The organism is Nocardia sp. NPDC052254, assembly GCF_040679495.1.
Taxonomy (GTDB): Bacteria; Actinomycetota; Actinomycetes; order Mycobacteriales; family Mycobacteriaceae; genus Nocardia.
Map to the genome: position 1 here is coordinate 228,216 of NZ_JBFAUW010000005.1, position 26,450 is coordinate 254,665.

General features: G+C 67.8%; 28 protein-coding genes. 12 read left to right on the forward strand and 16 right to left on the reverse strand.

All coding sequences use genetic code 11. The annotated features are described in order from the left end of the window. Positions 1-52 precede the first annotated feature (52 nt). Positions 53-268, reverse strand: coding sequence for a hypothetical protein (locus AB0L57_RS15490; RefSeq protein WP_364961800.1), 216 nt, complete (start codon positions 266-268; stop codon positions 53-55). A gap of 237 nt (positions 269-505) precedes the next feature. Here AB0L57_RS15490 and AB0L57_RS15495 point away from each other — a divergent pair, with 237 nt between their 5' ends. Next, positions 506-1,189: a PAS and ANTAR domain-containing protein gene (locus AB0L57_RS15495; RefSeq protein ID WP_364961802.1), complete on the forward strand. Its 684-nt coding sequence runs from the start codon at positions 506-508 to the stop codon at positions 1,187-1,189. 19 nt (positions 1,190-1,208) lie between these two features. On the opposite strand, the gene AB0L57_RS15500 is transcribed toward AB0L57_RS15495, so the two are convergent. The 5 genes from AB0L57_RS15500 to AB0L57_RS15520 all read right to left on the reverse strand — a co-directional run bounded on the left by AB0L57_RS15500 (position 1,209) and on the right by AB0L57_RS15520 (position 6,926). Beyond that, complete coding sequence (locus AB0L57_RS15500; protein ID WP_364961804.1) at positions 1,209-2,243, reverse strand: lysophospholipid acyltransferase family protein; 1,035 nt, start codon at positions 2,241-2,243, stop codon at positions 1,209-1,211. Then, complete coding sequence (locus tag AB0L57_RS15505) at positions 2,243-3,103, reverse strand: GNAT family N-acyltransferase (RefSeq protein WP_364961806.1); 861 nt, start codon at positions 3,101-3,103, stop codon at positions 2,243-2,245. The genes AB0L57_RS15500 and AB0L57_RS15505 overlap by 1 nt, the downstream gene beginning before the upstream one ends. Positions 3,104-3,271: 168 nt before the next feature. Then, a complete protein-coding gene (locus AB0L57_RS15510) occupies positions 3,272-4,534 on the reverse strand; it encodes a glycosyltransferase family 4 protein (RefSeq protein WP_364961808.1) in 1,263 nt (420 codons plus the stop codon). Continuing rightward, positions 4,531-6,102: a glycoside hydrolase family 57 protein gene (locus tag AB0L57_RS15515; RefSeq protein WP_364961810.1), complete on the reverse strand. Its 1,572-nt coding sequence runs from the start codon at positions 6,100-6,102 to the stop codon at positions 4,531-4,533. Before AB0L57_RS15515 ends, AB0L57_RS15510 begins: the two co-directional genes overlap by 4 nt. Next, positions 6,099-6,926 (reverse strand): class I SAM-dependent methyltransferase, encoded by an 828-nt coding sequence (locus tag AB0L57_RS15520; RefSeq protein WP_364961811.1) that lies wholly within the window; start codon positions 6,924-6,926, stop codon positions 6,099-6,101. Before AB0L57_RS15520 ends, AB0L57_RS15515 begins: the two co-directional genes overlap by 4 nt. 199 nt (positions 6,927-7,125) lie before the next feature. Here AB0L57_RS15520 and AB0L57_RS15525 point away from each other — a divergent pair, with 199 nt between their 5' ends. After that, the gene (locus tag AB0L57_RS15525) at positions 7,126-7,911 is read left to right on the forward strand and encodes an electron transfer flavoprotein subunit beta/FixA family protein (RefSeq protein ID WP_364961813.1); all 786 of its coding nucleotides are present in this window, start codon (positions 7,126-7,128) and stop codon (positions 7,909-7,911) included. 42 nt (positions 7,912-7,953) lie between these two features. Then, the gene (locus AB0L57_RS15530; RefSeq protein ID WP_364961815.1) at positions 7,954-8,913 is read left to right on the forward strand and encodes an electron transfer flavoprotein subunit alpha/FixB family protein; all 960 of its coding nucleotides are present in this window, start codon (positions 7,954-7,956) and stop codon (positions 8,911-8,913) included. A 111-nt stretch (positions 8,914-9,024) separates the two neighbouring features. Here AB0L57_RS15530 and AB0L57_RS15535 read toward each other — a convergent pair whose 3' ends face one another. After that, positions 9,025-9,447: a DUF1707 domain-containing protein gene (locus AB0L57_RS15535; protein WP_364961817.1), complete on the reverse strand. Its 423-nt coding sequence runs from the start codon at positions 9,445-9,447 to the stop codon at positions 9,025-9,027. Between the two features lie 119 nt (positions 9,448-9,566). On the opposite strand from AB0L57_RS15535, the gene AB0L57_RS15540 reads away from it, so the two are divergent. From AB0L57_RS15540 to AB0L57_RS15560, 5 genes are all read left to right on the forward strand, one after another. Next, complete coding sequence (locus AB0L57_RS15540; RefSeq protein ID WP_364961818.1) at positions 9,567-10,547, forward strand: aminoglycoside phosphotransferase family protein; 981 nt, start codon at positions 9,567-9,569, stop codon at positions 10,545-10,547. A gap of 338 nt (positions 10,548-10,885) precedes the next feature. Further along, a complete protein-coding gene (locus AB0L57_RS15545; protein ID WP_364961820.1) occupies positions 10,886-12,433 on the forward strand; it encodes an ATP-binding protein in 1,548 nt (515 codons plus the stop codon). Beyond that, on the forward strand, positions 12,433-12,861 hold the full coding sequence (locus tag AB0L57_RS15550) for a roadblock/LC7 domain-containing protein (RefSeq protein WP_364961822.1): 429 nt from the start codon (positions 12,433-12,435) through the stop codon (positions 12,859-12,861). The genes AB0L57_RS15545 and AB0L57_RS15550 overlap by 1 nt, the downstream gene beginning before the upstream one ends. Beyond that, the gene (locus tag AB0L57_RS15555; protein WP_025348274.1) at positions 12,858-13,208 is read left to right on the forward strand and encodes a DUF742 domain-containing protein; all 351 of its coding nucleotides are present in this window, start codon (positions 12,858-12,860) and stop codon (positions 13,206-13,208) included. The genes AB0L57_RS15550 and AB0L57_RS15555 overlap by 4 nt, the downstream gene beginning before the upstream one ends. Beyond that, the gene (locus AB0L57_RS15560; protein WP_364961825.1) at positions 13,183-13,830 is read left to right on the forward strand and encodes an ATP/GTP-binding protein; all 648 of its coding nucleotides are present in this window, start codon (positions 13,183-13,185) and stop codon (positions 13,828-13,830) included. The genes AB0L57_RS15555 and AB0L57_RS15560 overlap by 26 nt, the downstream gene beginning before the upstream one ends. A 64-nt stretch (positions 13,831-13,894) precedes the next feature. Here the strand turns inward: AB0L57_RS15560 and AB0L57_RS15565 are convergent, their stop codons facing one another. Next, positions 13,895-14,752 carry a LysR family transcriptional regulator gene (locus tag AB0L57_RS15565; RefSeq protein WP_364961826.1) on the reverse strand — a complete coding sequence of 286 codons (858 nt, stop codon included), beginning with the start codon at positions 14,750-14,752 and terminating at the stop codon, positions 13,895-13,897. A 112-nt stretch (positions 14,753-14,864) separates the two neighbouring features. Here AB0L57_RS15565 and AB0L57_RS15570 point away from each other — a divergent pair, with 112 nt between their 5' ends. Both AB0L57_RS15570 and AB0L57_RS15575 read left to right on the forward strand, forming a co-directional pair. Further along, complete coding sequence (locus AB0L57_RS15570; RefSeq protein ID WP_364961828.1) at positions 14,865-16,157, forward strand: NAD(P)/FAD-dependent oxidoreductase; 1,293 nt, start codon at positions 14,865-14,867, stop codon at positions 16,155-16,157. A 49-nt stretch (positions 16,158-16,206) separates the two neighbouring features. Next, on the forward strand, positions 16,207-16,668 hold the full coding sequence (locus AB0L57_RS15575; RefSeq protein ID WP_364961830.1) for a polyketide cyclase: 462 nt from the start codon (positions 16,207-16,209) through the stop codon (positions 16,666-16,668). Positions 16,669-16,704: 36 nt separating this feature from the next. Here the strand turns inward: AB0L57_RS15575 and AB0L57_RS15580 are convergent, their stop codons facing one another. Continuing rightward, positions 16,705-17,409, reverse strand: a complete 705-nt coding sequence (locus tag AB0L57_RS15580; RefSeq protein WP_364961831.1) for an SDR family NAD(P)-dependent oxidoreductase — start codon at positions 17,407-17,409, stop codon at positions 16,705-16,707. Between the two features lie 97 nt (positions 17,410-17,506). Here AB0L57_RS15580 and AB0L57_RS15585 point away from each other — a divergent pair, with 97 nt between their 5' ends. Next, positions 17,507-18,202: a TetR/AcrR family transcriptional regulator gene (locus tag AB0L57_RS15585; protein WP_364961833.1), complete on the forward strand. Its 696-nt coding sequence runs from the start codon at positions 17,507-17,509 to the stop codon at positions 18,200-18,202. 251 nt (positions 18,203-18,453) lie between these two features. Here AB0L57_RS15585 and AB0L57_RS15590 read toward each other — a convergent pair whose 3' ends face one another. Continuing rightward, positions 18,454-18,993: a DUF1697 domain-containing protein gene (locus tag AB0L57_RS15590; protein WP_364961835.1), complete on the reverse strand. Its 540-nt coding sequence runs from the start codon at positions 18,991-18,993 to the stop codon at positions 18,454-18,456. Between the two features lie 54 nt (positions 18,994-19,047). Beyond that, positions 19,048-19,803 carry an acyltransferase gene (locus AB0L57_RS15595; protein ID WP_364961837.1) on the reverse strand — a complete coding sequence of 252 codons (756 nt, stop codon included), beginning with the start codon at positions 19,801-19,803 and terminating at the stop codon, positions 19,048-19,050. A gap of 184 nt (positions 19,804-19,987) precedes the next feature. Between AB0L57_RS15595 and AB0L57_RS15600 the strand changes: the two genes are divergently transcribed. Next, positions 19,988-21,433: a PQQ-binding-like beta-propeller repeat protein gene (locus AB0L57_RS15600; RefSeq protein ID WP_364961839.1), complete on the forward strand. Its 1,446-nt coding sequence runs from the start codon at positions 19,988-19,990 to the stop codon at positions 21,431-21,433. Positions 21,434-21,439: 6 nt separating this feature from the next. Here the strand turns inward: AB0L57_RS15600 and AB0L57_RS15605 are convergent, their stop codons facing one another. From AB0L57_RS15605 to AB0L57_RS15625, 5 genes are all read right to left on the reverse strand, one after another. Next, positions 21,440-22,654, reverse strand: a complete 1,215-nt coding sequence (locus AB0L57_RS15605) for a class I SAM-dependent methyltransferase (RefSeq protein ID WP_364961841.1) — start codon at positions 22,652-22,654, stop codon at positions 21,440-21,442. 148 nt (positions 22,655-22,802) lie between these two features. Next, positions 22,803-23,780 (reverse strand): class I SAM-dependent methyltransferase, encoded by a 978-nt coding sequence (locus AB0L57_RS15610; protein WP_364961843.1) that lies wholly within the window; start codon positions 23,778-23,780, stop codon positions 22,803-22,805. 36 nt (positions 23,781-23,816) lie between these two features. Continuing rightward, positions 23,817-24,581: an enoyl-CoA hydratase-related protein gene (locus AB0L57_RS15615; protein ID WP_364961844.1), complete on the reverse strand. Its 765-nt coding sequence runs from the start codon at positions 24,579-24,581 to the stop codon at positions 23,817-23,819. Between the two features lie 90 nt (positions 24,582-24,671). Next, a complete protein-coding gene (locus AB0L57_RS15620; RefSeq protein WP_364961845.1) occupies positions 24,672-25,505 on the reverse strand; it encodes an NUDIX hydrolase in 834 nt (277 codons plus the stop codon). Between the two features lie 72 nt (positions 25,506-25,577). Further along, positions 25,578-26,408, reverse strand: coding sequence for an ABC transporter ATP-binding protein (locus AB0L57_RS15625; RefSeq protein WP_364962418.1), 831 nt, complete (start codon positions 26,406-26,408; stop codon positions 25,578-25,580). Between the last annotated feature and the right edge of the window lie 42 nt (positions 26,409-26,450).

The window sequence follows — 26,450 nt, forward strand, 5'->3', positions numbered from 1 at the left end:
CCGTTCGGCACCGCCGGGTGTACCCACGTCGCCCACTGTCGCGCAGAACGGATCAGGGCATCGCGTCCGCGGCGGCGCGCTCCGGCCTGAAAGGCTGGCTCACAACGTCTTTCGCTGCTTGCCGCAGGCGGCTCGATTCGCGCGGGGCACCGGGAACTCCGATCGCGTAGCGACCGCGCAGTTTCACCGACCACACAGCGACCACTGCCGCATACATCGAGATGACGGTCAGTGCGACGACACCGATCCCCACAAGCAGCGTAACCACGAACGATCCGGTCCTCTCGATGTCGAACGGTCTCGATCCGAACTCCGGCGCAGGTCGCCGTCTCCCGGACCGCGAGCGTCGGCGTCGAGCACCGATTCGGTGCGCCGTCCACGCTCGCAGTGTTCGAAATGCCCTCAACGCCGCGCACCAAACAGAAATTTCCCCGCGCATCCGGCGGGATGCCGGTCCATCCGACCTGGTATGCCGGGTGATCGCGGTCCGGCGGATACTGTGGCGGTGAATACCGAACAGCGGCTGGCTGCCGCAGAGCTGGATCTCGTCACCACCGTGCTCGGTGCGGAGCCGTGCGGCGGTGTCGGCTGGTTCCGGTTCTGGTTCGCCGACCAGCGCTGGGAGTGGTCCGAGGAAGTGGCCCGGATGTACGGCTACTCCGCCACCGACACCGACCCCTCCACCGACCTGCTGTTGTCGCACAAGCACCCGGACGACCGGGAAGCAATGGCGGCAAGCATCGCGACGGCCCTCGAGACCGGCGAGCCGATCTGCGGACAGCACCGCATCCTCGACAGCGAAGGACGGGCGCGCGACATCATCGTCGTCGGTGATCATCTCGCCGACGATGCGGGCACGATCATCGGCACCTGCGGCTTCTTCGTCGACATCACCGAGACGATCGCCGGTGAGCGCAACGACGCGATATCGGAGGTGCTGCCCGAGCTGATCGAGAACCGGGCGGTCATCGAGCAGGCCAAGGGCGCGCTGGTCCTCGCCTACGGCATCAGCCCGGACCAGGCGTTCCGGGTGCTGAGCTGGCGCTCGCAGGAAACCAACACCAAACTGCGTGATCTGGCGGTGCAGTTCGTCGACGAGTTCCGCCGCTTGCGGGGGCAGAACACCGCCACCCGCAGTCGCGTCGACCACATCGTGCTCACCGCACACCGGCTGGTGCCGCACGACTGAACCGGCCCCACGGCGCGGGTCAGTCCGGGTGCACCGATTCCGGATCGGCGAGCACGATGTCCCGGGTGGGCCCGGTACCCACCGCGGTGGCGTGGGCATCGATGCGCACTTCGGTGCGGCCGCGAATGGCCCGATCGCAGCGGCGGGCCAGATCGTGGCGATCCGCACCCGGTGCCTGCGCCGGAAGCAGGACCAGTTCGGCGACGACACCGCGGGCCCGCAGCACCCGGCGAACAGAGTCGAGGAAGGTGTCCACACCGACGAACCCGGGCACCGTCGAGATCTCACTTGCATCGTTCAGATAGCGCAGGCGAATGGGCTGCACCGGCGTCGCGGTATCCACCGCGGCCTGGAACAGCGCGGGGCGCAGCCGCCCGTGAGCCCGCCCACACCAGGTGGTGCCCTCCGGGAACACCCCGACCCGCTCCCCCGCCGTCAGCCGCGCCGAGATCGCCGCGATCACCTCCGGTAGCTGTCGCAGTCGTTCGCGCTCGATGGGGATCACCCGCATCAGCCTCGCCAACCTGCCGAGCAGCGGCCAGGAGACGAGATCGGCGCGCGCGACGAACCCCATCGGCGAGACGGTGGCCAGCGCGAGTATGTCGGTCCAGCCGACATGGCCGGCGACCACCAGCATCCCGGCATCGACCTGCGCGTCCCGGACCACCGGCGCCGCGGCGGGCTCGGCCGCGTGCCGGCGGTCGACGATCCGCAGTTCGATTCCGCAGCACCGCACCATCGCACGGGCGTAGCGCCGGTGCAGGCGCGGACGGCGCGACCGCGGCGTCACCACGTTGATCACGGGGAAGGCGGCCAGCAATCCCACCACCCCCGCCGCGCGGGCGGTACTGCGCAGCACACTCGCACTGTCGGGAGTGTCGACGCAGCGCGCGCCGCACGGGCTCACCGGCATCCACGCGTGCACGGGTGCGGCGGGCGGGCAGGACAGCCCGCCGCGTGCCGCGGTGGCCGAAGGCTCGGCCGGCGCCACACCGGGGAGGTGCGAACGGTCGGAAATCGTTGCACCGGTCAATAATTCGCTGTTCACCGACATCACACACCGCCACGATCGGTGACCACGGCGGCCTGAGCCGCTCGCGCGTCCATGGCGCCCGCCGCACTCTGCAGACGTTCCAGGTAGCGGGTGTTGATGGTTTCCAGCCCGAGCAGGGCCACGAAGTCGGCGACACCGAAATCGGGATCGTGCGCCGGTTCACCGCAGATCTCGGCGCCCAGCCGCAGATAGCCACGCAGCAGCGGCGGGAGCTTCGGGCGCGCGGGCGCGTCGACCTCGTCGAGCCCGCGCCCGTCGACCAGCACCGGCCGATACGGGCGCACCCGGCGCTGCGGATCGCCGGCGTGCTTGCTCAACAACAGATTTCGCACCGCCGCCACGTTCACCCCGGGCGGGTCGGTGGGGCCCTCGCACATCGGAACCGATACGCAGCCCATCACCCAGTCGTAACCGGTGAGCTGGATGTAGTGCAGGATTCCGGCCCACATCAGAGTCAGCACCGAACCGTTGCGGTGCTCGGGAACCACGCAGGCGCGGCCCATCTCGACGATCCGCTGCCCCGCGGGATCCATTGCGCTCACATCGAATTCGGTGGCGGTGTAGTAGCCGCCGGCCGCGGAGACCTTGTCCGGGGGCAGCATCCGGTAGCAACCGACGAATTGATCGGTGAGATCGTCGCGGACCAGTAGATGGTCGCAGTGGTCGTCGAACCGGTCGGCGTCCAGACCGTCGGCGTTGTCCGGAATATCGAATCCGGGTTCGTTTGCGAAAACCTGGTACCGCAGGCGTTGTGCGGCACGGCGGTGGTCGAGATCGGAAGACACAACCAGGGAGTACTCTGGCCGAGCGGCCCCTGGGCCTGTCGTGCGGGTCGCGGTCAGCACGGACGATGGCGTCATGTGTCGATGAAGCCAGGCGGATCGGGCATCGCGGCGACGTTCGAGTGTCGAGCCGATGCCAGTCCGGTGAACGAGACGCCCGTCACACCGAACGTTAACCAGCGCGTTTCCGCCCCGTCTCCGGCAATTGGCTCACCGACCCACAACCGCCGCGGCGGTGCGGCTCGCTCACAGCGGGTTGTTCGGATCCCGTTCCGGCAGCGGGCGTTCGGTGATCACCGGACGGCCCAGCGGATTGCGGACCCGGCGCTTGGCGGCCTGATAGACCTGAATCGTCTCCGCCGCCACCACATCCCAGGCGAAATCGGCGGTCAGCCGCTGGTGTGCGGCGTAGGCGCGCTGCTGGGCGGCCGTGGGATCGTCGAGTACCGCGGTCACCGCCTCGACCAGTCCACTCACGTCCGCGGGTTCGAACGAGGCACCGGTGATACCGTCGACCACCAGCTCACCCAGCCCGCCGGCCGTCGAGGTCACCAGTGGCGTACCGGCCGCCGCGGCCTCGAGGGCGACGATGCCGAACGGCTCGTAGCGGCTCGGCAGCACGATCGCGTCGGCACCGTGCAGCCAGCCCAGTAGTTCCGTATGGTCCAGGCGCCCGGCGAAATTCACCGCGCGCGCCACCCGGTGCACCCGGGCGCGCTCGCGCAGCCACTCGAACTGGGTACCGACCCCGGCGATGGTGAGCGTGGTGCCCGGATGCGCGCGACGGATCCGCGGCAGTGCCGCGATCGCGTCCTGTATGCCCTTCTCGTATTCGAGCCGGCCCACATACAGCAGCCGCGGCGGCCCCGAACGCGGTGAGCGGTCGCGAAAGGTCCACGCGCCCACATCGATTCCGTTGCGGATCACCGTCACCGGCACCAGCCCGGGGCCGTACAGGCTGTCCACCTCGTCCTGCATGGAGGCCGAACAGGTGATCAGCGCATCGGATTCGCGGGCGAGCCACCACTCGACCGAGTGGACCTGCTTGTTGACCCGGCCCGACACCCAGCCGCTGTGCCGCCCGGCCTCGGTGGCGTGGATGGTCGATACCAGCGGCACGTCGTAGTGCTCGGCCAGGGCGATCGCCGAATGCGCGACCAGCCAGTCGTGGGCGTGCACCACATCCGGCGTCCAGCCGTCGGCGATCCCCGGCTTGCTCAACGCGATACCGGCCCGAACCATCGCGTGGCCCATGGCCAGCGTCCAGGCCAGCATGTCCTCGCCGAAATCGAAGGCGGGCGGATCCTCCGCGACCGCGACCACCAGCACCCGGTCCTCGATGAACGTGTGGGTGGGATGGGTGGTCGCATCGGTGCCCATGGGACGGCGGGCCAGCACGACGACCTCGTGTCCGGCGGCGGCCAGTTCGACCGCAAGGTGATGGACGTGGCGACCGAGCCCGCCGACAACCACCGGTGGGTACTCCCACGACACCATCAAGATCTTCATGCCGGTCCTTCTGTTGCTCCCGCCGCGCGGTGACCGAGTCCGGATGGGTCCGTCTCTCGTGCGTCGAGTCGCCGCGCGTCCAGAGCGGGAAAGAATCCGTCGGCCGCATACCATCCTGCCGCCAACTGCCGCGCTTTGGCGAGTTGACCCGAGGTGACCGCCCCCGCGAGTTCGCGGACGGCATGGGCGTGCTCGTGCGCGCGATCGCGGGCATAGCCGGCCGCGGAATCCTTGCTGACCATGAACGCCCAGTCGCTGGACACCGCGAGAATCGCCTCGCGGACCAGCTGATCGGCGACCGGATCACGCAGCCCGTCGGACTGCGCGGCCATCTTGTCCAGCGTGTCCAGCGCGGTGCGCACGACCTCGGCGTCGAGTTCGACCAGATCCTGGACCTGATCGCCGGCCCACACCCGCCAATCCTTACCCGAACCCCACGAGGAATCGGCCAGCTCCACCGGCTCGCCGACAAATCCGGCCGCACGGGCATCGGCCAGGGTGCCGACGGTGACACCGGCCTCGGGCAGCGCGCGCAGTACCTGCTCCAGCCACTGCGGGCCCTCGTGCCACCAGTGCCCGAACAATTCGGTGTCGAAGGCGGCGACCACCAGCGCGGGCCGGCCGATGCGCTCGGATTCGTCGATCAGGCGCCGGCGCACGGTCTCGACGAAATCGGCCACATCGCGCTCGACCGCCGCGGCGGCGGCCGCCGGGTCGTAGGGCGCCTTGTCCGGACCGGCCACCGTCTTACCGGTCACCCGGGCGGGTTTGAGACCGGTGTCATGGTCGTAGTGATGGAAGTCGCGATAGTGACTCTGCCCCGGATATCCGGATTTCGGCGACCAGACCCGATAGCTGACCTGCAGATCCCGCCCGAAGGCCACGACATCGCTGTCCCACACCGGGCGGCCCACGGTGGTATTGCCGCGCAGGGCGGGGCCGTCGACCATGAAATGCGTCACACCGGCATCGGCGTACCCCTGTTCCATACCGGGGGTGAAACCGCACTCCGGCGCCCAGATACCGGCGGGCGTGTGCCCCCAGCGATGCCGGGCATCGGCCAGCCCCTCACGCAACTGGAATCCCCGCAGCCGGGGATCGAGCAACGGCTGGAACGGGTGCGCCAGCGGACCGCCGAGCAGTTCGATCGTTTCGGCGTCGATCAGCTCACGCCAGACCGGCGACCCGCCGTGCCGCCACCGCTGCTCGAAATCGGCCAGCGCCCGCGCGGCCAGCGTGTGCTCGTACCGGCCGAGCTCGCGTTTGCCCGCCATCGACGCCTCGTCGGCGCGCATCTGCCAGTTCCCCAGCCAGTGATGCATGGCCGTCAGCGCGTGCGGATCGTCGAGCTGGGCCGCCAGCACCGGTGTGATGCCGAAGCTCAGCAGGTGCGAACGACCTTCGGCGGCAAGGGTTCTCAGCACCTTCGCCACGGGCAGGTAGGACGCCGCCCAGGATTGATAGAGCCATTCCTCGCCGACCGGCCAGCGCCCGTGATGCACCAGCCACGGCAGATGGGAATGCAGGACCAGGGTGAACTGCCCCGGCACGGACCGCGCTCCGGTCACGGCTTCACCGCGATGGCGACCAGGTCGAGACTGGCGTCGATCTCCGGATCCCAGGCGGGCGCAACATCGGCACCGCGTGCCGGCAGCGCGGGACGCAGATCGAAATCGTCGGTCCGCACGCCGGCCACCGCCGCGGTCAACTCGGCAGGCCAGGGCTCGCCCGCCAGCGCCCGCTCGATCTGGGCGTCGATGAACGAACCACCCCACTGCTCGTCGAGGGCGACCAGCGCCGCACCGTGATGCACGCCTGCCATCACCTCGACCCGGAATCCGGCGGCCACCAACAGTTCCGAGAGTTCGGCGGCATTCAGTTCCCGAGTGTGGAAGGGGTTCAACGGCGTATCACGACCGGGCGAGAAGGTGATCCGGTTCGGCGTGCTGATCAGCAGTTCACCACCCGGGCGCAGCACCCGCAGGCACTCGCGCAGGAACTGTCCCTGATCCCAGAGATGTTCGATGACCTGGAAATTCACCACCACATCCACCGAGGCGTCGTCGAGCGGCAGCTCGGCCAGGTTGCCCTGGATCATCCGCACCCGGGGATAGGCCGCCCGCACATGCTCGACGGCGCTGCTGTCGTAGTCCAGACCGATCACCTCGGTGGCCACTGCGGCGATCATGTTCGCGCCGTACCCCTCGCCGGATCCGGCCTCCAGAACCGTTGCGCCGGTGCACCGGTCGAGCAACCGGGCGTAGACGATCTCGTGCCGACGGAACCAGTAGTTCTCCTCCGCGATACCGGGCACGGTCCGCTCACCGGTCAGCGGCAACGGCTCCACCTGGGCAGACTCCCCACTCACCGGGGAGACGACAGCCTCACTCATTGGATCGACGTTAGCGGTTGCGCGTATCACACCCACGTCCGGACCGGGCATGGAGAACATCACACCCTAAGTTACCCGCGAGTAACTTAATGTAGGGTAATCTCCCGATCGAAGCTTTCGAAGTCACAGAGGACGTACGGCGACCCGATCGTGCGACCCCACCTCACGTGCCACCAGAACAGGAGGTCGACGAAGACCAATGCCGAACATCGTCGTACTGATCAAGCAGGTTCCCGACACCTGGTCCGAGCGCAAGCTGACCGATGGTGACTACACCCTCGACCGGGAGGCCGCCGACGCGATCCTGGACGAGATCAACGAGCGTGCCGTCGAAGAGGCCCTGCTGATCAAGGAAGCCCAGGGCGGCGAGGTCACCGTTCTCGCCATGGGTCCCGAGCGTGCCACCGAGGCCATCCGCAAGGCGCTGTCCATGGGTGCCGACAAGGCCATCCACGTCAAGGACGACGCCATCAAGGGTTCCGACGCCGTGCAGACCGCGTGGGTGCTCGCCGGTGCGCTGGGCCAGATCGAAGGCATCGAACTCGTCATCGCCGGTAACGAGGCCACCGATGGCCGCGCGGGAGCCGTGCCGGCCATCATCGCCGAGTACCTCGGTATCCCGCAGCTCACCCACCTGCGCAAGCTCACCGTCGACGGCGAGAAGATCTCCGGAGAGCGCGAGACCGACGAGGGCGTGTTCAAGCTCGAGGCGAGCCTGCCCGCCATCGTGTCGGTCACCGAGAAGATCAACGAGCCCCGTTTCCCCTCCTTCAAGGGCATCATGGCCGCGAAGAAGAAGGAAGTGCAGACGTTCACCCTGGCCGACCTGGGCATCGACCCGTCGACCGTCGGTGTGGGCAATGCCGGGACTGCTGTGACTGCTGTAACGCCGAAGCCGCCGCGCACCGCGGGTGAGAAGACGGTCGACGAAGGCGAGGGCGGCAACCAGGTCGCGCAGTACCTCGTCGGCCAGAAGATCATCTGATCCCGCCGAGCGCATTCACCACAGACTTCAGGAGAGATACACATGGCAGAAGTACTTGTGCTCGTCGAGCACGCCGATGGTGCCCCCAAGAAGGTGACCACCGAACTCCTCACCGCCGCCCGCTCGCTGGGTTCGCCGGCCGCGGTCGTGCTGGGCGCGCCCGGCTCGGCTGACAAGATCGCCGACGCGCTGGCCGCCGCCGGTGCCGAGAAGATCTACGTCGCCGAGTCCGACGATGTCGACGGCTTCCTGGTGACCCCGAAGGTCGACGTGCTGGCCGGTCTGGCCGAGGCGGCCTCCCCCGCCGCCGTGCTGGTCGCCGCGTCCGCCGAGGGCAAGGAGGTGTCGGGTCGCCTGGCCGCCCGCATCGGTTCCGGCCTGCTGGTCGACGTCATCGACGTCAAGGCCGACGGCACCGCGACACACTCCATCTTCGGTGGCGCGTTCACCGTCGACGCCAAGGCCACCGGCGATGTGCCGGTGATCTCGGTGCGCCCGGGCGCGATCGAGGCCGCTCCGCAGGCCGGCGCCGGCGAGAAGGTCACCGTCGAGGTTCCGGCTCAGGAAGAGGGCGTCACCAAGGTGACCTCCCGTGAGCCCATCGTCGGTGGCGATCGTCCGGAGCTCACCGAGGCCACCATCGTGGTCTCCGGTGGTCGCGGCGTCGGCTCGGAGGACAACTTCCACAAGGTCATCGAGCCGCTGGCCGATGCGCTGGGTGCCGCGGTCGGCGCCTCGCGTGCCGCCGTCGACTCGGGCTACTACCCGGGCCAGTTCCAGGTCGGTCAGACCGGTAAGACGGTCTCCCCGCAGCTGTACGTGGCCCTGGGCATCTCCGGCGCCATTCAGCACCGGGCCGGTATGCAGACCTCGAAGACCATCGTCGCGGTCAACAAGGACGAAGAGGCGCCGATCTTCGAGATCAGCGACTACGGCATCGTGGGCGACCTGTTCAACGTCGCCCCGCAGCTGACCGAGGCGGTCAAGGCTCACAAGGGCTGACAACCTGACCCCTGCAGGGAGTACGGCCCGCCGGATCGATTCCGATCCGGCGGGCCGTCTGCGTTGTGGCGCGTCGCGGACTTCCGGATCAGGACCACGTCTGGATCCAGCTCACGGATCGTCGTGGCGGCGGCACGAGCCCTGCTCCGGCGGCCGCCCGGTGATGACACCGATGGCGGACGGGATACACAACGCCAGTCCCCACGGCACCGCCACCCAGAACGGCCAGAAGTACCCGGCGCCGGTGGCGAGCCAGATGACGATGCACAGCACGTTGACGAATACCCACGGCGTCCACATGATCAGCACCCACGGCGGCACCCGCTTCGGCCGCGAACTCCGCGGCTCGTCGCGTACGGCCGGCAGATCCGACAGGATCGGCGACAGCTCGCCGTAGGTACGAGCGACGTAGACCTGCTGGACGCGTTCGTCGAACTCGGCCAGATTCAACCGGCCCTCGTCCATCGCCGAGCGCAATCGCTCGACGATCTTCTCCCGATCCGCATCCGAGGCCCGGACGTTCTCGTTTCCCACGGGGTCAAGCGTAGAACGCCACCCCGAGCCGCGCCGGACGAACTCCGGTCACCCGGAAAACCACCCGCGCGCAAGCCCGTCCGCTTGCCATCACCCCGGCGGCTACGCAGGCTGGACAGATGCCGAGACCTCCGATAGCGCTGCCATCCGATGTCACCGAGACGGTCGGCACCGTCTTCGGTGCCCGCGGGCAGACCTGGCTGGCCGAACTCCCCGACCGCGTCGAACAACTGTGCGCGCACTGGGAACTCGAACCGATCGGTTCCGCCTTCCATGGCGGCACCCATTCCTACGCCGCTCCGGTCCGCCGCGGCGACGACTCGGTGGCCGTGCTGAAGATCCCGGTCGTCGACGCGGAGAACGCGGGCGAGGCGAGCGGCCTGTTCTGCTACGACGGTGACGGCGCGGTCCGGCTCCACGACTACGATCCAGCCTCCGGCGCGCTGCTGCTGGAGTGGGCGCGGCCCGGCACCGCCCTGCTGGAACAGCCGGGTTTCCCCAGTCTGGAAGGGCTACCGGAACATTCGGGCAAAGTGGGCACCGCCTGCCGTCTGTTCCGCCGGCTGCGCCGCGAACCCGTCCCCCTCCCCGACGGTTATCCCGCCGTTCCCACCGTCTCGTCGCTGGTGACCGAATGGTCGGATCGGTTCGGATCACCGGAACCCGAGTTCGCCCGGATCGTCCCGCCCGCCCTGCTCGACCTGGCCGTCCGGTGCTGCGAGCAGCTGTCACAGCCGCAGGGTCCGGCACTGATCGTCAACCGTGACACCCACCTCGGCAATATCGTTGCCGCCGAACGGGAACCGTGGCTGCTCATCGATCCGAAGCCGTATCTGGGGGAAGCGGCATTCGATATCGGATTCCTGATCGTGATTCGAGTTCAGCGATTTCCGGCCATCGACCACGCTGAACAAATGGTCACATCGACCTCGACCGCAACCGGTGTGGACCCGGCCCGCGCGGCGGCTTGGGCCTATCTGCGGGCGATGGAGGAAATTTCCTGGGCCGTCACCGATCACAACGCCGATGACCTGCGATTACATCTGGCCGTGGCGACGGCGCTCGCCGGGATACCGGCGCTGCGGGAAACACCGGCGTAACAGAACCGGCCGGCAGAATCCGAAATACTCGCAGTGAACTTTTTCCTACCGAGGCGTAGATAACGAATCGGTCGCTGCCACCCGGAATTGCTGCTATCTTTGCACGGTCGGGTGCTGGGGCCGATCGGGATCCTCCGCCGGTTGGGTCGATCATGAATTCGCCTGTCCGGTAAGCGCTTCGAGGTCCCTCAGGTTAGGTTGCAGTATCATCCTGCCTACCGCGTTCCGGCCGTCCGACCCCAGTGTCATCCGGCCGTGCAGATTCGCGGTCGCCAATAGGGAAGGACGCAGCGGCCGGACATCCGGCACCGAGGGAACTGATGAATCAAGCTACCGCCGTGACGCTTTCGTGGATCCTCGCCGCCATTCTGATACTGACGATTGCGGGAGCCCTGTATGCCGCGTATTACGCGTCGCAACAACGTGCCCGCGCAAGCCGCGCCGAGGCCGAGCTACGTGCCCATGAGGACGAGCTCGAGCATTTCGCGAGTACCACAATGGCTTTGGTGGCCGACTCGGTGCGCCGCGCCGAGTCGACGGTCGAATTGCCCGCAATCGACCGCGGCGGTTCCCGCTTCGCTCAGCTGCTTCAGCGGCTGACCGAGCGCTACGCCGACGACCTGCACCGGGTCGCCGCCGAGACCCACGAACGCACCAGCCACGAACTCGAATACGAGAAACAACAAGCAATCTCCACCGCCGAGACCAGTGTTCGCGAACAGGTCGAGAACGGCTCCCGCGACGCCACCAGTGCGGCCGTGCGTGCCTTCGGCACATCCGTCGTCAGCCTGGGCGCCGACGTCAGCCAGGTGGTGAGCGCCGCGTTGCGCGAGCACCGCGGTGACGACGTCTACGAGACACTCATCCGGATCGATCACAGCGTCCAGCAGATGATCCGCCAGGCGCAGTCCTACGTGATCGTCTGCGGTGGTCTGCCCGGCCGCCGCTGGCCGCAGCAGACACTCACCGACATCGTCGGTGGCGCCGTCGGCCGCGTCCGCGACTTCACCCGGGTGCGCCCGCAGCAGTTGGACCGCGTGGTGATCAGCCGTGCTGTCGAGCCGCTGGTGCACACCATGGCGACGCTGCTGGACAACGCACTGCGTTACTCGCCGCCCACGTCGTTCGTCGATGTCACCTTCCAGGAAGGCCATCACGGACTCACGGTGATCATCGACGACGCGGGTGTCCGGATGAACCCGGAGCAGATGGAGGAGGCCCGCCAGGTCCTCGCCGGTGAGCGCAGCGTCGACATCCACCAGCTCGGACCGACCCCGCGCGTCGGCTTCCCCGGTATCGCCGCCCTGGCTCGGCGTTACGGCTTCACCGTCTACATCGATGGCCCCAACATCTACGGTGGTATGCGCGCGATGGTCTACGTGCCCGAGGGCCTGCTCACCGCGCGGCCCGAGGCCGCGCTCGAATCCATGACGGCCCCACCGATTTCCGCTCCCGCGGAGGCTCCGGCCCCCGCGATGGCGGCCCCCGCCCCGGTCGCGAACAACATCGATATTCCGGCCCCGGTGAACATCGCTCCCATGCCTGTTCCGACCGCGGTACCGGCTCCGGCCGCGGTACCGGCTCCCATCGCCGCGGCGGCCCCGGTCGCCGCGGTACCCGAGCCGGTGCGGCTGCCCGATGCCGATCCGAATCCGACAGGCCAGTCCTCCACGGTGCACGAGATCACCCCGGGCGGTCTGCCGCGCCGGCGCCGCCGCAGCGTGGCAGTACCCGTGTCCGCACGCACGCCCCGCACCGAGTCCGGGCCGTCCGGACCACACACCGACACCGCGCTGCCCCGGGTCGATATCGCCGAAGCCTGGCAGACCGGCTCCACCGCCGGACGCGCGGCCGCACATGACAACTCCGAAGGGATGACATCCTGATGGCCACACCCGGCACCACCGTGACCGACGGCGACAACAAGCTGTCGTGGATGCTCGAGGACCTCACGGTCCCCGGGGTCCGATTCGCTGTACTGCTGTCCGAGGACGGCCTGCGCATCGCCCACGTCGGCGCCATCTCGCTGGACGATTCCGAGCGGTTCGCCGCTGCGGCGTCGGGGCTGAGATCGCTGGGGAAGGCGCTGACGGAATTCTGCGGCAGCGCGAGTTCGGTGCGCCAGAACATGACCGAGTACGACGAGGGCATGATCTTCATCACCGCGGCTGGTGAGGGTGCCCTGATCGGAGTCTCGACCTCGGCCGATGTCGACGTCAGCATGGTGGCCCACCGCATGAACGAGCTCGCGGTCCGAGTCGGCCGCGAACTGGGCAGCCTGCCGCGCCACAGGCCCGGTAGCGACCGGGCATGAGCAAGCACCGGCGCGATCCCGACCTGGTCCGTGCCTACGTGCGCACGGGCGGACGTACCCGTGCATCTCGTTCGGTGAATCTGGTGACACTCGTTGTGGCAGCCCAGGACCCGATGCCTGGCGCCACTCCGGATGCGCGCCGGGTACTGGGAATCTGCAGTCGGCATGCCGCACTGTCGCTCGCCGAGGTGGCCGCCTATCTCGACCTGCCGCCCTCGGTAGTGAAGATCGTGGTATCCGACCTTCTCGACAGCGGCCATCTGGTCAATCCGACCCCGGTGGATCAAGTTCCGGAGGTCGCCCTGCTCGAGGAGGTACTCAATGGGCTCCGCGCTCTCGCCGTCTGAGCGCCCAACTGCCCTGTCCGAACGTCCCGCCGCGGTGACCGACCGAACGGTCGACTATGTCCCCGAAACGGTCACGCGGTCGGTGAAGCTGTTGGTCGCGGGTAATTTCGGTGTCGGTAAAACCACGTTCGTCAGCAGTGTGTCGGAGATCCGGCCGTTGCGCACCGAGGAGACCATCACCGAGGCCAGCGTCGGCGTCGACGACATGGCCGGGCTCCCCGGTAAGGAAACCACCACGGTAGCAATGGATTTCGGGCGTATCACGCTCAATCCGCAGTTGGCGCTGTATCTGTTCGGCACCCCCGGACAGCGTCGCTTCCTGCCGCTGTGGGAGGAATTGGCCCACGGCGCGCTGGGCGCCCTCGTCCTGGTGGACACCCGCAGGATCGACAAGGCCGACGAGGTGCTGTCGATCCTCGAGGAACGCGGCGTCCCGTATTCGGTGGCGATCAACGAATTCGACGGCGCCCAGCGGTTTGCGCTCGGCGAGATCCGCGATGCGCTGGATCTCGAGCCCGGCACACCGCTGACCGCGCTGGACGCCCGCGATCGCGGCACCTGTTTGCGGTCGCTGATCACACTGGTCGAATTCCTGTTCCACCGGATCGAAGCCCGCGCCTAGACATCGCATCCGAGACCGGTTGTCGCCGAAGTATGGCGGCAACCGGTCTTTTGCGTGGCCGGGCTCAGGAACTGTGCAAGGCGGCCAGCAACGTCACCAGAATCGGCGAGCGGCGCACTTCGCTGCGCAGGACCGCCGAGACCGGGATGCGCAGCGGCCGGCCCGCCAGCTTCAGCGTCGCGATGCCCTCGGTGGCGCTGTCGGCGTACAGGATGGTCCAGGCATCGGGCCGGTTGATCAATTCCATCGTCGCGGTGTGGTCCGGCGGGATGGGCGGGCCGTAGCTCGGCCGGGTCGGCAGTTCGGCAAAAGCGTGCCGGACGACGTTGTGCAGCAGCACCTGTTCCGTCTCCGGCGGTAGCAGCAGCGGATATTTCCCCAACTCCGTCAGTTTCACATCCACCCGGCCGGCCAGCCGATGCGCGGTGGAGGTGGCGATCACGAGGTCCTCCACCCACAGCTGTTCGACCGTCAAACCGGGCTGTTCGACGCTGCCTCTAATGAGAGCAAGATCACAATCGCCATCGGCGACCGCGGCGATGCGCTGCCGGAAAGGCTTGATGACGAACTCGATTTCGGCGCCTGGATGCGCTTCGCGTGCTCCAGCGATCGCGGACAGCGATCTTGTTGCGAAAGACATATTCGCCGCCAAGCGAATTCGCGGCCCGGAGTCCCGTACAGCTGCGCGAATGGCCGATTCGAGGCTGAGCATTTGCTTCGCAAGAGGAAGTAGCCGAATAGTTGCCTCAGTCGGAACAACCGATCGTGTGGAGCGCTCGAAGAGCTGCACACCAAGATCATGTTCGAGTCTCGCAATTTGATGACTGATAGCTGATTGCGATATGAAGCAGCGAGTGGCTGCCCGACTGAAGCTCAACTCCTCGCACACCGCGACGAAGTAGGTGAGCTGACGCAGTTCCATCGAGATCTCCCATTCATGATCGATCCAGATAAGAGTCATCAATATTATGCGCCCTGACCCCTGGAACATCCAGACAACGAATCGCGGTTACTAATGACAGAAGGAGGCTGTCATGCAACACGTGGAAGCGGGAATCGAAACCACGGATGTGGTCATCGTGGGTTCGGGGTTCGGCGGGCTCGCCGCCGCGAAGCAGCTCAGCAAATCGGGGGTGGACTACGTACTCATTTCGGCGACGCCGGAACACCTGTTCCAGCCGCTGCTGTATCAGGTAGCGACGGGTGTGCTCCCGTCCACAGATATCGCTCCGCCGATCGCGCAGATCCTGCGCCGGCACCAGGGCGGGGATGTCCGGCTGGGGAAGGTCACCGACATCGATGCCGATGCCGCGGTGCTGACCTACGAGACCGAGCACGGCACGCGCCGGATCCGCTACGGATCGCTGATCGCGGCCACCGGTGCCACCCAGTCCTATTTCGGCCGTGACGATTTCGCGGAGAAGACGTTCTCACTCAAGACCATCGACGACGCCAAACTGCTGCGCGCGCAGATCGAGCGGGTCTTCGCCGAGGCCGCACAGGCCGATCCCGAGACCCGCGAACGGCTGCTGAGCTTCGTCGTCGTGGGGGCCGGACCGACCGGTGTCGAGGTCGCCGGGCAGCTCAAGGAACTCGCGAAACGGCACTACCACCAGGAGATCTCGGTCACGCTGGTCGAGGGCGCGGGCGCGGTGCTGCCGCCGTTCGGTGGCAGCCTGTCGGAGTACGCGCGTAAGTCGCTGACCCGCAACGGTGTCGAAGTCCTGCTCGACACGTTCGTCACCGACATCGAGGCCGGCAAGGTGACGGTCAAGACCAAGGACGGTGTCGAGCGCGGTATCGGCGCCGAGACCGTGGTGTGGTCGGCGGGCGTGGCGGCCGGCGGTTTCGCCACACTGCTGGCCGAGGCGACCGGATGCGACACCGACCGGGCCGGACGGTTGCTCATCAATCCCGACTGCACGGTCGGCGGGCATGCCGACATCTACGCCATCGGCGATATGACCTCGCTCAACGGCTATCCCGGCCAGTCGCCGACGGCCATGCAGGAGGGCCGCCACGTCGCCGACATCATCCGCCGCAAGAAGCAGCCCGGAACCCCGTTCGTGTACCTGGACAAGGGGTCGATGGCGGTGATCAGCCGGTTCAGCGCGGTCACCAAGCTCAACGACCGCATCAAGTTCACCGGCACGTTCGCGTGGGCCACCTGGCTCGCGGTGCACCTGTTCTATCTGGTGGGCTTCCGCAACCGCTTCGTGGCGGTGGCTTCGTGGCTGGTCGCGTTCATCGGCACCGGGCGCCCCGGCTTCGAGGAGAGCGAAAAGGAAGCGGCGACACCGGTTCCCGAGCAACGACGAGCGGCCTGACCCGATCCTCGCCTTGTCCGGCGGGGTCCGCTGTGTGAAGGTTGGCGCCATGACTACCGAGCGTTTCGAAGTACAGCGCGAGATCGCGGCGTCGCCCGGTGCGGTGTTCGCGGTGCTGTGCGAGCCGGACGGCCATGTCGCCATCGACAGTTCCGGGATGCTCCAATCCGCGGAAGGCGAACGGGTCGCCCGGGTCGGCGACCGGTTCGTCGTGCACATGGACCGCGAGGCGCTCAACGATCTGCCGATGGGCGCATACGACGTCACCGTGATCATCACCCGATTCGAGCAGGATGCACTGATCGAGTGGACGATCTCCGGGACGATCCAGCCCCCGATCAGGCACCTGTACGGCTACCGGCTCGAGCCGAGCGCCAATGGAACGCTGGTCACCTCGTACTACGACTGGAGCGAGATCGACCAGCAGTATCGCGACCTCGGCATCTTCCCCGTGATCCCGGAGAGCGCACTGCGCGCCACTCTCGGCATCCTGGCGCGCACGGTGCGTTAGCCGGTCTCACGCGCTGCAAATCCAGCCCGGCAACCCTCACGCCGCTCGTTCGACCTCGGCGTCCGTGGTCGCCATCAGATAGAGATCGTCGGCCAGTTCGTCCGGGTGCACTCGCTGCACCTCGTTCGGTTCCACCGTGGCGAAGTGACCGGAATCGAAAAGCTTTTGCGCCGCACTGTTCTCGATGAGCCGGCCGATCAGTAACGCGCCGACTCGAACACCACGCGCCCGGACCTGCTGATCGATCGAGTGCAGATAATTCAGCAGACCCGACTGCGGGATGCTGACGCTGGCCAGCGCCGCCTGGGGTTGCCGGACGGAACTGCCCTGCGCGATCAGGATCGCACCCGAGCCGCGGGCCATCATGGCGGGTACGAGCGTATGGATGATGTGGACCGGCGTGGTCAGGTTGATCGGCAACCAGCTGCGCAGCGTGGTGACATCCAAGGACGCCGCGTCGACGGGGAGCCGGCCGACATCGCCGGGGCTGTAGACCACGACATCGGGAACACCGTGCGCGGCGTGCAATTCCGTGAGCGCCGCGTCCACCGCCGATTCGTCCGTCAGATCGGCGAGCAGGACATCCACTGCCACGCCCTCGGCCGCGAGCCGTTCACGGAGCGGTTCGAGCGTCGCCGCGTTGCGCCCGATCAGGGTGACCGAACAGCCGGCACGACCGAACCGCAGCGCCACCGACAGACCGAGCGCGGGGCCCGCACCGAACACCACCAGATGAGCCATGTCCGTACCTCCAGATCAATTTGAGAACCCACTCAACTTGAGTTACCACTCAACTTACGCTCGAGTTGAGAGGGTTTTCAAGTTGTAGAGTGATTCCATGGTCGAGACGGTCGCGAACGACGGCAGCGCCGGACCCGCCACGACCGTGGACACGGTGGCGCAGAATCCGCCGCGGCCACGACGTCGCGACGCCCGCGACAATCGCGACAAGATCGCGACCGCGGCGCGGGCCAGATTCGGCACGGCGGGGCTGGACGCGTCGCTCAATCAGATAGCGCGCGATGCCGGGGTCAGCATCGGCACGCTCTACAACCACTTCCCGACCCGCGAGGCCCTGATCAACGAGGCACTCCTGGAGGGCGTGCTGGAGTCCGGGCGCAGCGCCGAGGCCGCACTGCGTGCCACCGATCCGTGGACGGGGCTGGTCGACCATCTGACGGCCATTGCGCAACTCCAGGCCCGCGACCGTGGCTTCACCGATATCTGCGTCTACTCGCTACCCGCGGACAGCCCCATCGAGATCGCGAAACATCAAGGCCACGAAAAGTTCCGGCAGGTGGTCGAGCGTGCCCGGCAGTCCGGGCAGCTGCGCTCCGACGTCACCGAGACCGATATCGGACTACTGGTGTGGTCGGTGGTCCGGGCGACCGACGGGATACGCGACATCGCACCCGATGCGTGGCGGCGGCATCTGGCGACCCTGCTCGACGGTCTGCGCGCCGAAGCGGCGCATCCGCTCCCGGGCCACTCGCTGGACCCGGAACAGGTCCGCGCCGCCATGACGTTCGGCTGAACACCCCCGGACACAGCAGTCCCCGGTAGTCTTCATCGATTCCTGAACGTCGGTCGTCGCTGATGTTCAGGTCCTCGATCGACTTGCCGGGGGCCTGGCCAGATCCTGGAAACCGCCTGGTACATCGTTCGACGTCTCGATCGACTACTCGACTTTTTCCGGTGCTCCGGTGTACCTCTCAGTCTCCTCTTGATCCATCCGCAGTCAAGACCTGGCAGTGGGTTGAAGCGTAGAAGTTCCCGCGGCTCGGACTACAGCTTGGCGAGCACCTTCTGGACCGTGAGCCAGGTGCGCGTGGTGATGTCCTTGCCGTACACCGATTCCAGCCAGGCCATGTGGTTGGGCGTGCCGGCGACGTTGTTGTCGATGATCGCCAGCAGTGTCGCCGCGGGGCGGTCGTAGCCGACGAGCCGCACCGACGACTGCAGTGCCTCCGGTAGTGCGGGCGGCGGGGATTCCGGCCGGCTCTTGATGAAGGTGGCGGTGAGATAGGTCCCGCGTCCGTGGGTGAGCCCCGGAAAAGGATCCGAGTCCACCAGCGCCCGCAACTCGTCCCGGCTGCGGATGATGGTGCCGCCACCGATCCCCAGCTCGGCCCGCAGGGCCGCCTGGATCCGGGATTCCATTGCGGCCATATCCGTTTCGGGACTGCCGAAGACGATATTGCCGCTGGCCAGCAACGACCCGACGCCGTCGAAACCCAGCCCCTCGAAGACGGCCCGCAGCTTCTCGTTGCGCATGTTGGGGTTGCTGGGCATGATCCCCCGCAGCCACGCCGCGTACCGATTCATGGCCGAAACGCTACCCGCCGGCACCGACACCGCCGCCGGATTGAGGCTCGCCGTTCAGTCGTCGGACCCCGCCCCGACTCCGGCCTTCTTGCGTTCGATATCGGCCAGGGCGGCCTCGTGCCGGGCGCGCTCCTCGGCGGCATCGTCCCAGGCCTTCTTGCGGTTCTTCACCACCCGCGCCGGAGCGCCGACGGCGATGCTGTAGTCCGGGATCTCACCCTTCACCACGGCGTGGGCGCCGAGGACACAGCCACGGCCCACCGAGGTTTCGCGCAGCACGGTCACCTTGGCCGCGATCCAGGTGTCGGGGCCGATCCGGACCGGGCTCTTCACGATGCCCTGATCCTTGATCGGCATGTTCACATCGTCCATCCGGTGGTCGAAGTCGCAGATGTAGCACCAGTCGGCCACCAGGGTCGACGCCCCGATCTCGATATCGAGGTAGGTGTTGACGACGTTGTCCTTGCCGAAGACCACCTTGTCACCGATGCGCAGGGAGCCCTCGTGGCAGCGCAGCGCGTTGCCGTCGCCGATGTGCACCCATTTGCCGATCTCCATCCGGCCGAGTTCGGGAGTCGCGTGGATCTCGACGCGGCGGCCCAGAAAGACCATGCCGCGCAGCACGATATGCGGATTGGCCATCCGGAACTTGAACAGGCGGTAGTACCGCACCAGGTACCACGGTGTGTACGCCCGATTGGCGAACACCCAGCGCAGCGATGCCATGGTCAGAAAACGCGCCTGGTCCGGATCCTGGCGGCGCGATCCCCGCCAGCGCGAACGCAACGGTGCGCCCCACATGCTCGTCACGGGTCTGTTCCCTTTCCTTCGGCGTCGGCTACCTCGGCGGATGTCCGATCGAGGTACCAGCGTACTTTCGAATCCCGGGTCCGCGATTCCACCCCGGGAATTCCGGCAGTACCCGACCGGGGCAGCGGTATCCGCCCACTCTTCTCACCCAGCACGCTGCGACGCCGGTGAATGTTCTAGTCTCGTGCAGGCCCGTTACGAACAGATGGGAGCCCAGCAGGTGCGAAGCGGCAGCCGGCGACCGGAGCGCAACGAGCACGACCGCGCCGGAGACCACCCGACAGCATTGCGGCGCTCGGACATTCGGCTGTCCGCACCGAAGCGAACCCTGGCGGCGCTCGGCGCCCTCGGCATGCTGGCGCTGACCGGATGTGGCAGCACCACTCTCGACGACATCGCGGTCGGCAAGGACAAGGGCTGGCAGTCTCCCTTCCGCGATGCCCGCAACAGCGGTTCCAGTCCGGTCACCGGATCCCGGCACCTCACCCTCAGCTGGTCACGCCCGATCGGGGGGCCGCTGGCCGCCGCCACCACGCTCGGCCCGGACGGGCAGATGTTCGTCACGACACGTACCCAGACCGACTGCGTGGGCAACCCGGGGACGAACGGAGCGATCTTCTCGTTCCAGATGCCGACCGGCCGCAAACGCTTCTGCAACCCGCTGGGGCCCGATGCCATCGCGGCCGCCTCGGCGGTGGACAGCGCGAACAACGTCTACGTCGGCGACGACGGCGCGGTCTTCGCGTTCAACAACCTCGGACAGCCCCGCTGGCGCACCCCGGTCGCGGGCGTCCCGGTGTCCATGCAGTTCACCGCCGACGGCGCCGTGCTGTCGGTATCGCAATCCGGTCAGGTCGACATTCTGGATCGGCAGACCGGTGCGCGAACGGTCTCGAGCTACCAGGTACTCGGCGAGCCGGACTTCCTCACCCACCCCGACATCACGCGGCCACCGGACGGTCAGGGCCTCGGCGACTGCGCGGTCGGCGGACCGCAGTGCGCGGTGGCGAATGTCTCGGCGCTGGACAAAGATTCGGGTCACTTCTACCTGACCGCCTGGCGGACGGGCGCACCGGCCGCATCGCTGGTGGCGTTGCACTACGCCGACAAGAAGGTCACCCAGGAGTGGAGCGTGGACATCCTCGCCGACGGCAGTGCCACCAGTCCGGCGCTGTCAGCGGATGGGAAGACGCTGTACGTGGGCGACAACAGCGGCCGGCTGCTCGCCGTCGACACCGGCGACGGGCATACGAAGTGGACACAACCGCTGGGTTTCACTCCCCGCGGCGGGATCTCCGAACGCGACGGTCTGCTGATCCCCAGCGGTGACGACGGCCATCTGCTGGCACTGCACGACAACGGCGACAGTGCCGGTATCGCCTGGGAACGTAAGGATCTCGCGCTGCGCGGCCGTCCGGTGCAGACCGCCGGTGACACCGGCTACGCGGTGGTCCCGATGGGCGCGGACCTCAATCTGCTGACCTTCGAGACCACGACCGGTAAGACGGTCGCCTCCGCTCCCCTGCCCGGAGCCACGGGTAGCACGGTGTCGACCGCGATCGGGCCCAAGGGTGAGGTCGTGGTCGCCGATCGTCTGGGCGAACTGTTCACCTTCACTCCGGACAAGTAGTACCGATCAGCCCACGGGCGGGGTCGCGCAGACGAATGCGGTCGCGGTGCGGCCGATCCGGGTGATCACCACGGTGTGGGCGGTCCCGCCGCGCGGTTTGATGCGGCGGCGCAGCGCATCGGGGTCGACATCCACGCCGCGCACCAGGATCTCGAGCGGACCGCAGTCACGGCGGTGCAGTTCGGCCCGCAACGGCTTCTCCCGGAATTCCAGCCGGTCGAGAATGCGGAATCCGCGCACACCCGCGGGCACGCTGTCGCCGGTCAGATAGGCGATCCGCGGATCCAGCTGCCACAGACCGTGTCTCGCCGCGTAATGACGAACCAGCCCGGCGCGGACCACCGCTCCGTCCGGGTCGACGATCCATTCACCGGGGCCACGCTCGGGGATCTCGCGGGGTTCGGTATCGGTGAGCGTCCACGACGAACCGTCACCGCGCAGCACCGTCGCCCGGCGGGTCACGCCGGATTCGCTCAGGCCGCGCGACCACAGGCACGCCTCGCGCACCGCACCGTCGAGGGACACCACCTCGACCTCCCCGTCCCAGGACATTCCGGCGTATCCGTCCGCGCCTCGCGACGGCTCCGGGCCGGTGAAACGGTCGAAATCCAGTCCGGGAGCGCATTTCACGACCAGATCGCGATCCCGGTACACCGACAGCAGATCCGGTAGTGGTGGCTGCAATTTCGCCGGATCGTGGGTGCGGCGGCCGTCGGCCCGCCGGGCGGGATCGGCGATCACCACCGTGCCGGCCGAGCACGGTCGCAGCGCATCCGCCTGCGCCAGTACCACATTCGGGGCACCGGCCAGGTTGTGTGCGGCCATGTCCAGCCGGACCAGATCCAGATCGCTGCCGATCACCGCGGGGCAGACCCGATGCAGTGCGGCCAGTTCCGCGCCGATCGAACAGGTGACGTCGTGTACTTCGCGCCCGGCCAGGCGATCGGCACGATGGCGGGCGACCGGGCTCGGAGTCGCTTGTTGCAGTGCGTCATCGGTGAGCAGCCAATCGGCGGCATCCAGTTTGGCCGACGCGCGCCGGCGCAGCCGTACCGTCTCCACCAGGGCCGCCGCGTGAGCGGGGTGGTCCCGGCGGACCGATTCGAGGTCGCCGAGCAGAGTGGCGGGTCCGAGCGGGCGCTCACCGACCGCTACCAGCGCGGCGCGCCCGGCGTCACCGCCCAGATAGGCGATATCGGCACGAGTGAATCGGTATCCCACTAGCGCGCCTCCGGCCGGTACCACCCGGTCGGCCACCGATGTCGCCGGCGGCGGCGCGGTACGGCGACGACATGACGACCGCCCGTCCGAGGTGGCCGTACCGGGCCGATCCCACGATCGGCCCGCGCACGAGACAGGCTCTCGCCCACTACTTTCCGGCGCCGCCCGGCTTCACGCCGGTGATCATGGCGTTGTAGAAGAACTGCCGCGGAACGATGTGCCGAAGCACCTTCTCGTCGAGCTTGCTCAGGCCCAGCCACGCCCGATACTGCGCCATCCGGTAGCGCCAGGTGAGTTTCTCCTCCGGAACCGCCGCCTCGAACGTCCGCACCGGCCAGCCCCACAGTGCGGCGGCGAACTCCTCGGTCTCGGCGTGCACCCCGGTGGCACCCGCGCGGCGGGCGATCTCCTCGAGGTCGGAGGGATCGAAGGTGTGCAGGTCGACGACGGCCTCGAGGGCCGCGGCACGCGAGGACTCGTCCAGTTCCGCCTGCGGACGACGCCAGTCCGACAGGAAGGGCAGCTTGGTGACCTCGGTGGTGATCTTCCAGGTGATCTGGCCCAGTTTGCGGGCGTAGAAGTTGCCGACGGTGGTCGGCTCACCGGCGAAGACGAAACGACCGCCCGGCTTCAGCACCCGCAGGCATTCCTTGAGCGCCAGCTCGACATCCGGAATGTGATGCAGCACAGCGTGACCCACGACAAGGTCGAAGGTGTCGTCCTCGTAGGGAATGGTTTCGGCGTCGGCGACCCGGCCGTCGACATCGAGACCGAGGTTCTGCGCGTTGCGGGTGGCGACCTTCACCATGCCCGGCGAAAGATCGGTCACCGAACCGGATTTCGCGACGCCGGCCTGCATCAGGTTCAGCAGGAAGAAGCCGGTACCACACCCCAGCTCGAGCGCCCGATCATAGGGCAGCGGCGCGTTCGGCGCGACGGCGTCGAAACGGCCGCGCGCGTACTCGATGCAGCGCTCGTCATAGGAGATGGACCATTTGTCGTCGTAGGTCTCGGCTTCCCAGTCGTGGTAGAGGACCTGCGCGAGCTTGTTGTCGGCGAGCGCGGCCTGGACCTCCGCCTCGGTGGCGTGCGGGTTCGGCGCGGGGTCGTCAGGACGTGCGGTCATGGTGGGACAGCGTATCGAGTGATCACCGGCCGCCGGTCAGCGGCCCACGAATTCCGCGGCGCCCGGACCGGCCACCGAACAAGAACGTGTTCCTGTGCTGCGATCTTCGGTTTCGAACAGCTCCGCCCACTCGTCGCGGGCCCGGTCACGGCCGTGCGGACCGGCCTCGAAGATCCGTTTCGCGGCGGCCAGCGCACGCGCCGGCCCCTCGGTGAACTGCCGGGCCCAGCGCAGTGCGGCGGTGAAGACGTCGTCGGGGGCGACGACCTCGTCGACCAGGCCGAGCGCGGCCGCCTCCGCGGCCTCGACGAAGCGGCCGGTGTAGACGAGATCCCTGGCGGGACCGGCACCGATCAGCAGCGCGAGCCGCCGGATACCGGCCACCGGCACCAGGCCCGCGCGGATCTGCGGCAACGCGAGTTTGACGTTGTCGCCGATCACCCGGCGGTCGGCACCCAGCGCCAGCTCCAGGCCGGCGCCGACCGCGTAACCGGTGACGGCGGCGACCGTGGGCTGCGGGATGCGGGCCAGGCACTCGAGGGCCGCCTGCAGATCCGACACGACGGCCCGCGCCTGCTCCGGCGTCCAGCCCGCCAGTTCGGCCTGGTCGTCACCCGCGGCGAAGATCCGCTCGTCGCCGTAGACGATCACCGCGCGCACGTCCTCGGCCGCCGCGATCTCCTCGGCTGCCGCCGCCAGTTCCAGTGCCAGCTGCAGATCGATCAGGTTCAGCGGTGGTCGTGCGAAACGCAGGACGGCGATTCCCGTCTCGGCACGGTCCACGGTCACGAATTCGGCCACCGCGCGAGCCTACTGGCGTGGCGGGACCCGCAGGATGCCGGTATCCGGGTCGGTGTCCGGGCGTGCCGGATCGGGCGGGGCGGCGCCCGATCAGTCCCTCTTGGACCCCTGCAAACGGGTCGCGTCCGGTGTATCGGCGAAGTAGCGGACATTGTTCGGGAACTGCAGCATCGGCTTGCCCTCGACCGGCTCGAACACCGGCATGATCGGAGTGATCGTGCGGGTGGCCGCCAGCACCTCTGCGGTGGAGGAGAATTCGGCGATCGAGCTGAGCTGGGTCCAGGTGGGCGGGAGCAGGATCTCATGGCCGGCACGCCAGCGATCCAGGGCCTCGGCGGGAGTGCGCCAGGCGACCTCGTTGGCCTCCGACGTCGCGCCGTCGGCGCGCTGGCCCTCCGGAAGAACCGCGACGAAGAAGTAGGTGTCGTAGCGGCGAGGTTCGACCACCGGCGTGATCCAGTTGTCCCAGGGACGCAGCAGATCCGCGCGCAGGATCAGTTTCTCCTCGGCGAGAAACTGCCCCAGCGACAGTTCCCGCCGCTCCAGACGCTCGCGGGCGGTGCGGTAGGCAGCGGTATCGGAGACCACCGAATCGGCGGTGGGCCCGGCCAGCAGGACGCCGCACTCCTCGAAGGTCTCGCGGACCGCGGCGCACACCAGTGCCTGCGCGCGCGCTCGATCGACCGCGAACCGCTGTGCCCACCAACTCGGGTCGGGACCGGCCCAGGCGATTTCGGCGCCCGCGTCCGAGGGGTCGACGCCGCCGCCGGGAAATACCGTCATCCCGGCCGCGAAGGCCATCGCCTTGACGCGGCGTTGCAGGAATACCTCCGGGCCGGAAGCGCCGTCGCGTACCAGCACGACGGTGGAGGCGTCCTTGGGCGCCGGCGGCTCGGTCTCGGTTCCCGCAACGGTTTCACTCACAATCGCACCCTAACGTCCGCTCGGTCCCGAGTTGTACGGTGTCCACCGTCCGGACGCCGGTGCCGCCCGCGCTCAGACGCGATGCCGGCCGAAACGCTGTGAGCGGCGCGCGAAGTACCGGCCGTCGATGCGATCGAGGGCGATCGATTGCCGGAACGCATCACTGAGATTCTCGGCGGTCAGCACATCCGACAGCAGGCCCTGCGCGATCACATCACCCTCGCGGAGCAGCAAGGCGTGGGTGAAACCCGGCGGGATCTCCTCCACGTGATGGGTGACCAACACCGTGGCAGGCGCATCGGAGTCGGCCGCCAGATCGCCGAGTTGCTCGACCAGTTCCTCGCGACCGCCCAGATCCAGTCCGGCGGCCGGTTCGTCGAGCAGCAGCAGTTCCGGATCGGTCATCAGGGCGCGTGCGATCAGCACCCGCTTGCGCTCTCCCTCGGACAGGGTGCCGTAGGAACGGTCGGAAAGGTGTTCCGCGCCCAGACTTTCCAGGATGTCGACGGCGCGGTCGGTGTCGACGTCGTCGTACTGTTCGCGCCAGCGGCCCATGACCGCGTATCCGGCCGATACGACCAGATCCGACACCTTCTCCTCCTGCGGGATCCGGCTCGACACCGCGGCCGAGGACAGGCCGATGCGCGGGCGCAGCTCGCTGATGTCGGTCTTGCCCAGCACCTCCCCCAGCAGGATGGCCGAGCCGGAGGTCGGATACAGCTCGGCGGCGGCCATCCGCAGCAGCGACGTCTTACCGGCGCCGTTGGGGCCGAGGACGACCCAGCGTTCGTCGAGCTCCACCTGCCAGGTGACGGGCCCCACCAGGGTGTGGCCCGAACGCCGGACGGTCACCTCGGTGAAATCGATGAGCAGATCGGGATCCGGTTGCGACACGAGCTCCATCTTTGCCGACGCGCGCGCTCGGTTGCCAACTTGGTCGGTGTG

Bases quoted from the DNA above. Each gene is read 5' to 3' on its own strand.
- AB0L57_RS15500 (WP_364961804.1), bottom strand. From the start codon at position 2,243: ATGTCGGTGAACAGCGAATTATTGACCGGTGCAACGATTTCCGACCGT.
- AB0L57_RS15505 (WP_364961806.1), bottom strand. From the start codon at position 3,103: ATGACGCCATCGTCCGTGCTGACCGCGACCCGCACGACAGGCCCAGGG.
- AB0L57_RS15510 (WP_364961808.1), bottom strand. From the start codon at position 4,534: ATGAAGATCTTGATGGTGTCGTGGGAGTACCCACCGGTGGTTGTCGGC.
- AB0L57_RS15520 (WP_364961811.1), bottom strand. From the start codon at position 6,926: ATGAGTGAGGCTGTCGTCTCCCCGGTGAGTGGGGAGTCTGCCCAGGTG.
- AB0L57_RS15525 (WP_364961813.1), top strand. From the start codon at position 7,126: ATGCCGAACATCGTCGTACTGATCAAGCAGGTTCCCGACACCTGGTCC.
- AB0L57_RS15530 (WP_364961815.1), top strand. From the start codon at position 7,954: ATGGCAGAAGTACTTGTGCTCGTCGAGCACGCCGATGGTGCCCCCAAG.
- AB0L57_RS15540 (WP_364961818.1), top strand. From the start codon at position 9,567: ATGCCGAGACCTCCGATAGCGCTGCCATCCGATGTCACCGAGACGGTC.
- AB0L57_RS15550 (WP_364961822.1), top strand. From the start codon at position 12,433: ATGGCCACACCCGGCACCACCGTGACCGACGGCGACAACAAGCTGTCG.
- AB0L57_RS15555 (WP_025348274.1), top strand. From the start codon at position 12,858: ATGAGCAAGCACCGGCGCGATCCCGACCTGGTCCGTGCCTACGTGCGC.
- AB0L57_RS15560 (WP_364961825.1), top strand. From the start codon at position 13,183: ATGGGCTCCGCGCTCTCGCCGTCTGAGCGCCCAACTGCCCTGTCCGAA.
- AB0L57_RS15565 (WP_364961826.1), bottom strand. From the start codon at position 14,752: ATGGAACTGCGTCAGCTCACCTACTTCGTCGCGGTGTGCGAGGAGTTG.
- AB0L57_RS15570 (WP_364961828.1), top strand. From the start codon at position 14,865: ATGCAACACGTGGAAGCGGGAATCGAAACCACGGATGTGGTCATCGTG.
- AB0L57_RS15575 (WP_364961830.1), top strand. From the start codon at position 16,207: ATGACTACCGAGCGTTTCGAAGTACAGCGCGAGATCGCGGCGTCGCCC.
- AB0L57_RS15580 (WP_364961831.1), bottom strand. From the start codon at position 17,409: ATGGCTCATCTGGTGGTGTTCGGTGCGGGCCCCGCGCTCGGTCTGTCG.
- AB0L57_RS15585 (WP_364961833.1), top strand. From the start codon at position 17,507: ATGGTCGAGACGGTCGCGAACGACGGCAGCGCCGGACCCGCCACGACC.
- AB0L57_RS15590 (WP_364961835.1), bottom strand. From the start codon at position 18,993: ATGAATCGGTACGCGGCGTGGCTGCGGGGGATCATGCCCAGCAACCCC.
- AB0L57_RS15610 (WP_364961843.1), bottom strand. From the start codon at position 23,780: ATGACCGCACGTCCTGACGACCCCGCGCCGAACCCGCACGCCACCGAG.
- AB0L57_RS15625 (WP_364962418.1), bottom strand. From the start codon at position 26,408: ATGGAGCTCGTGTCGCAACCGGATCCCGATCTGCTCATCGATTTCACC.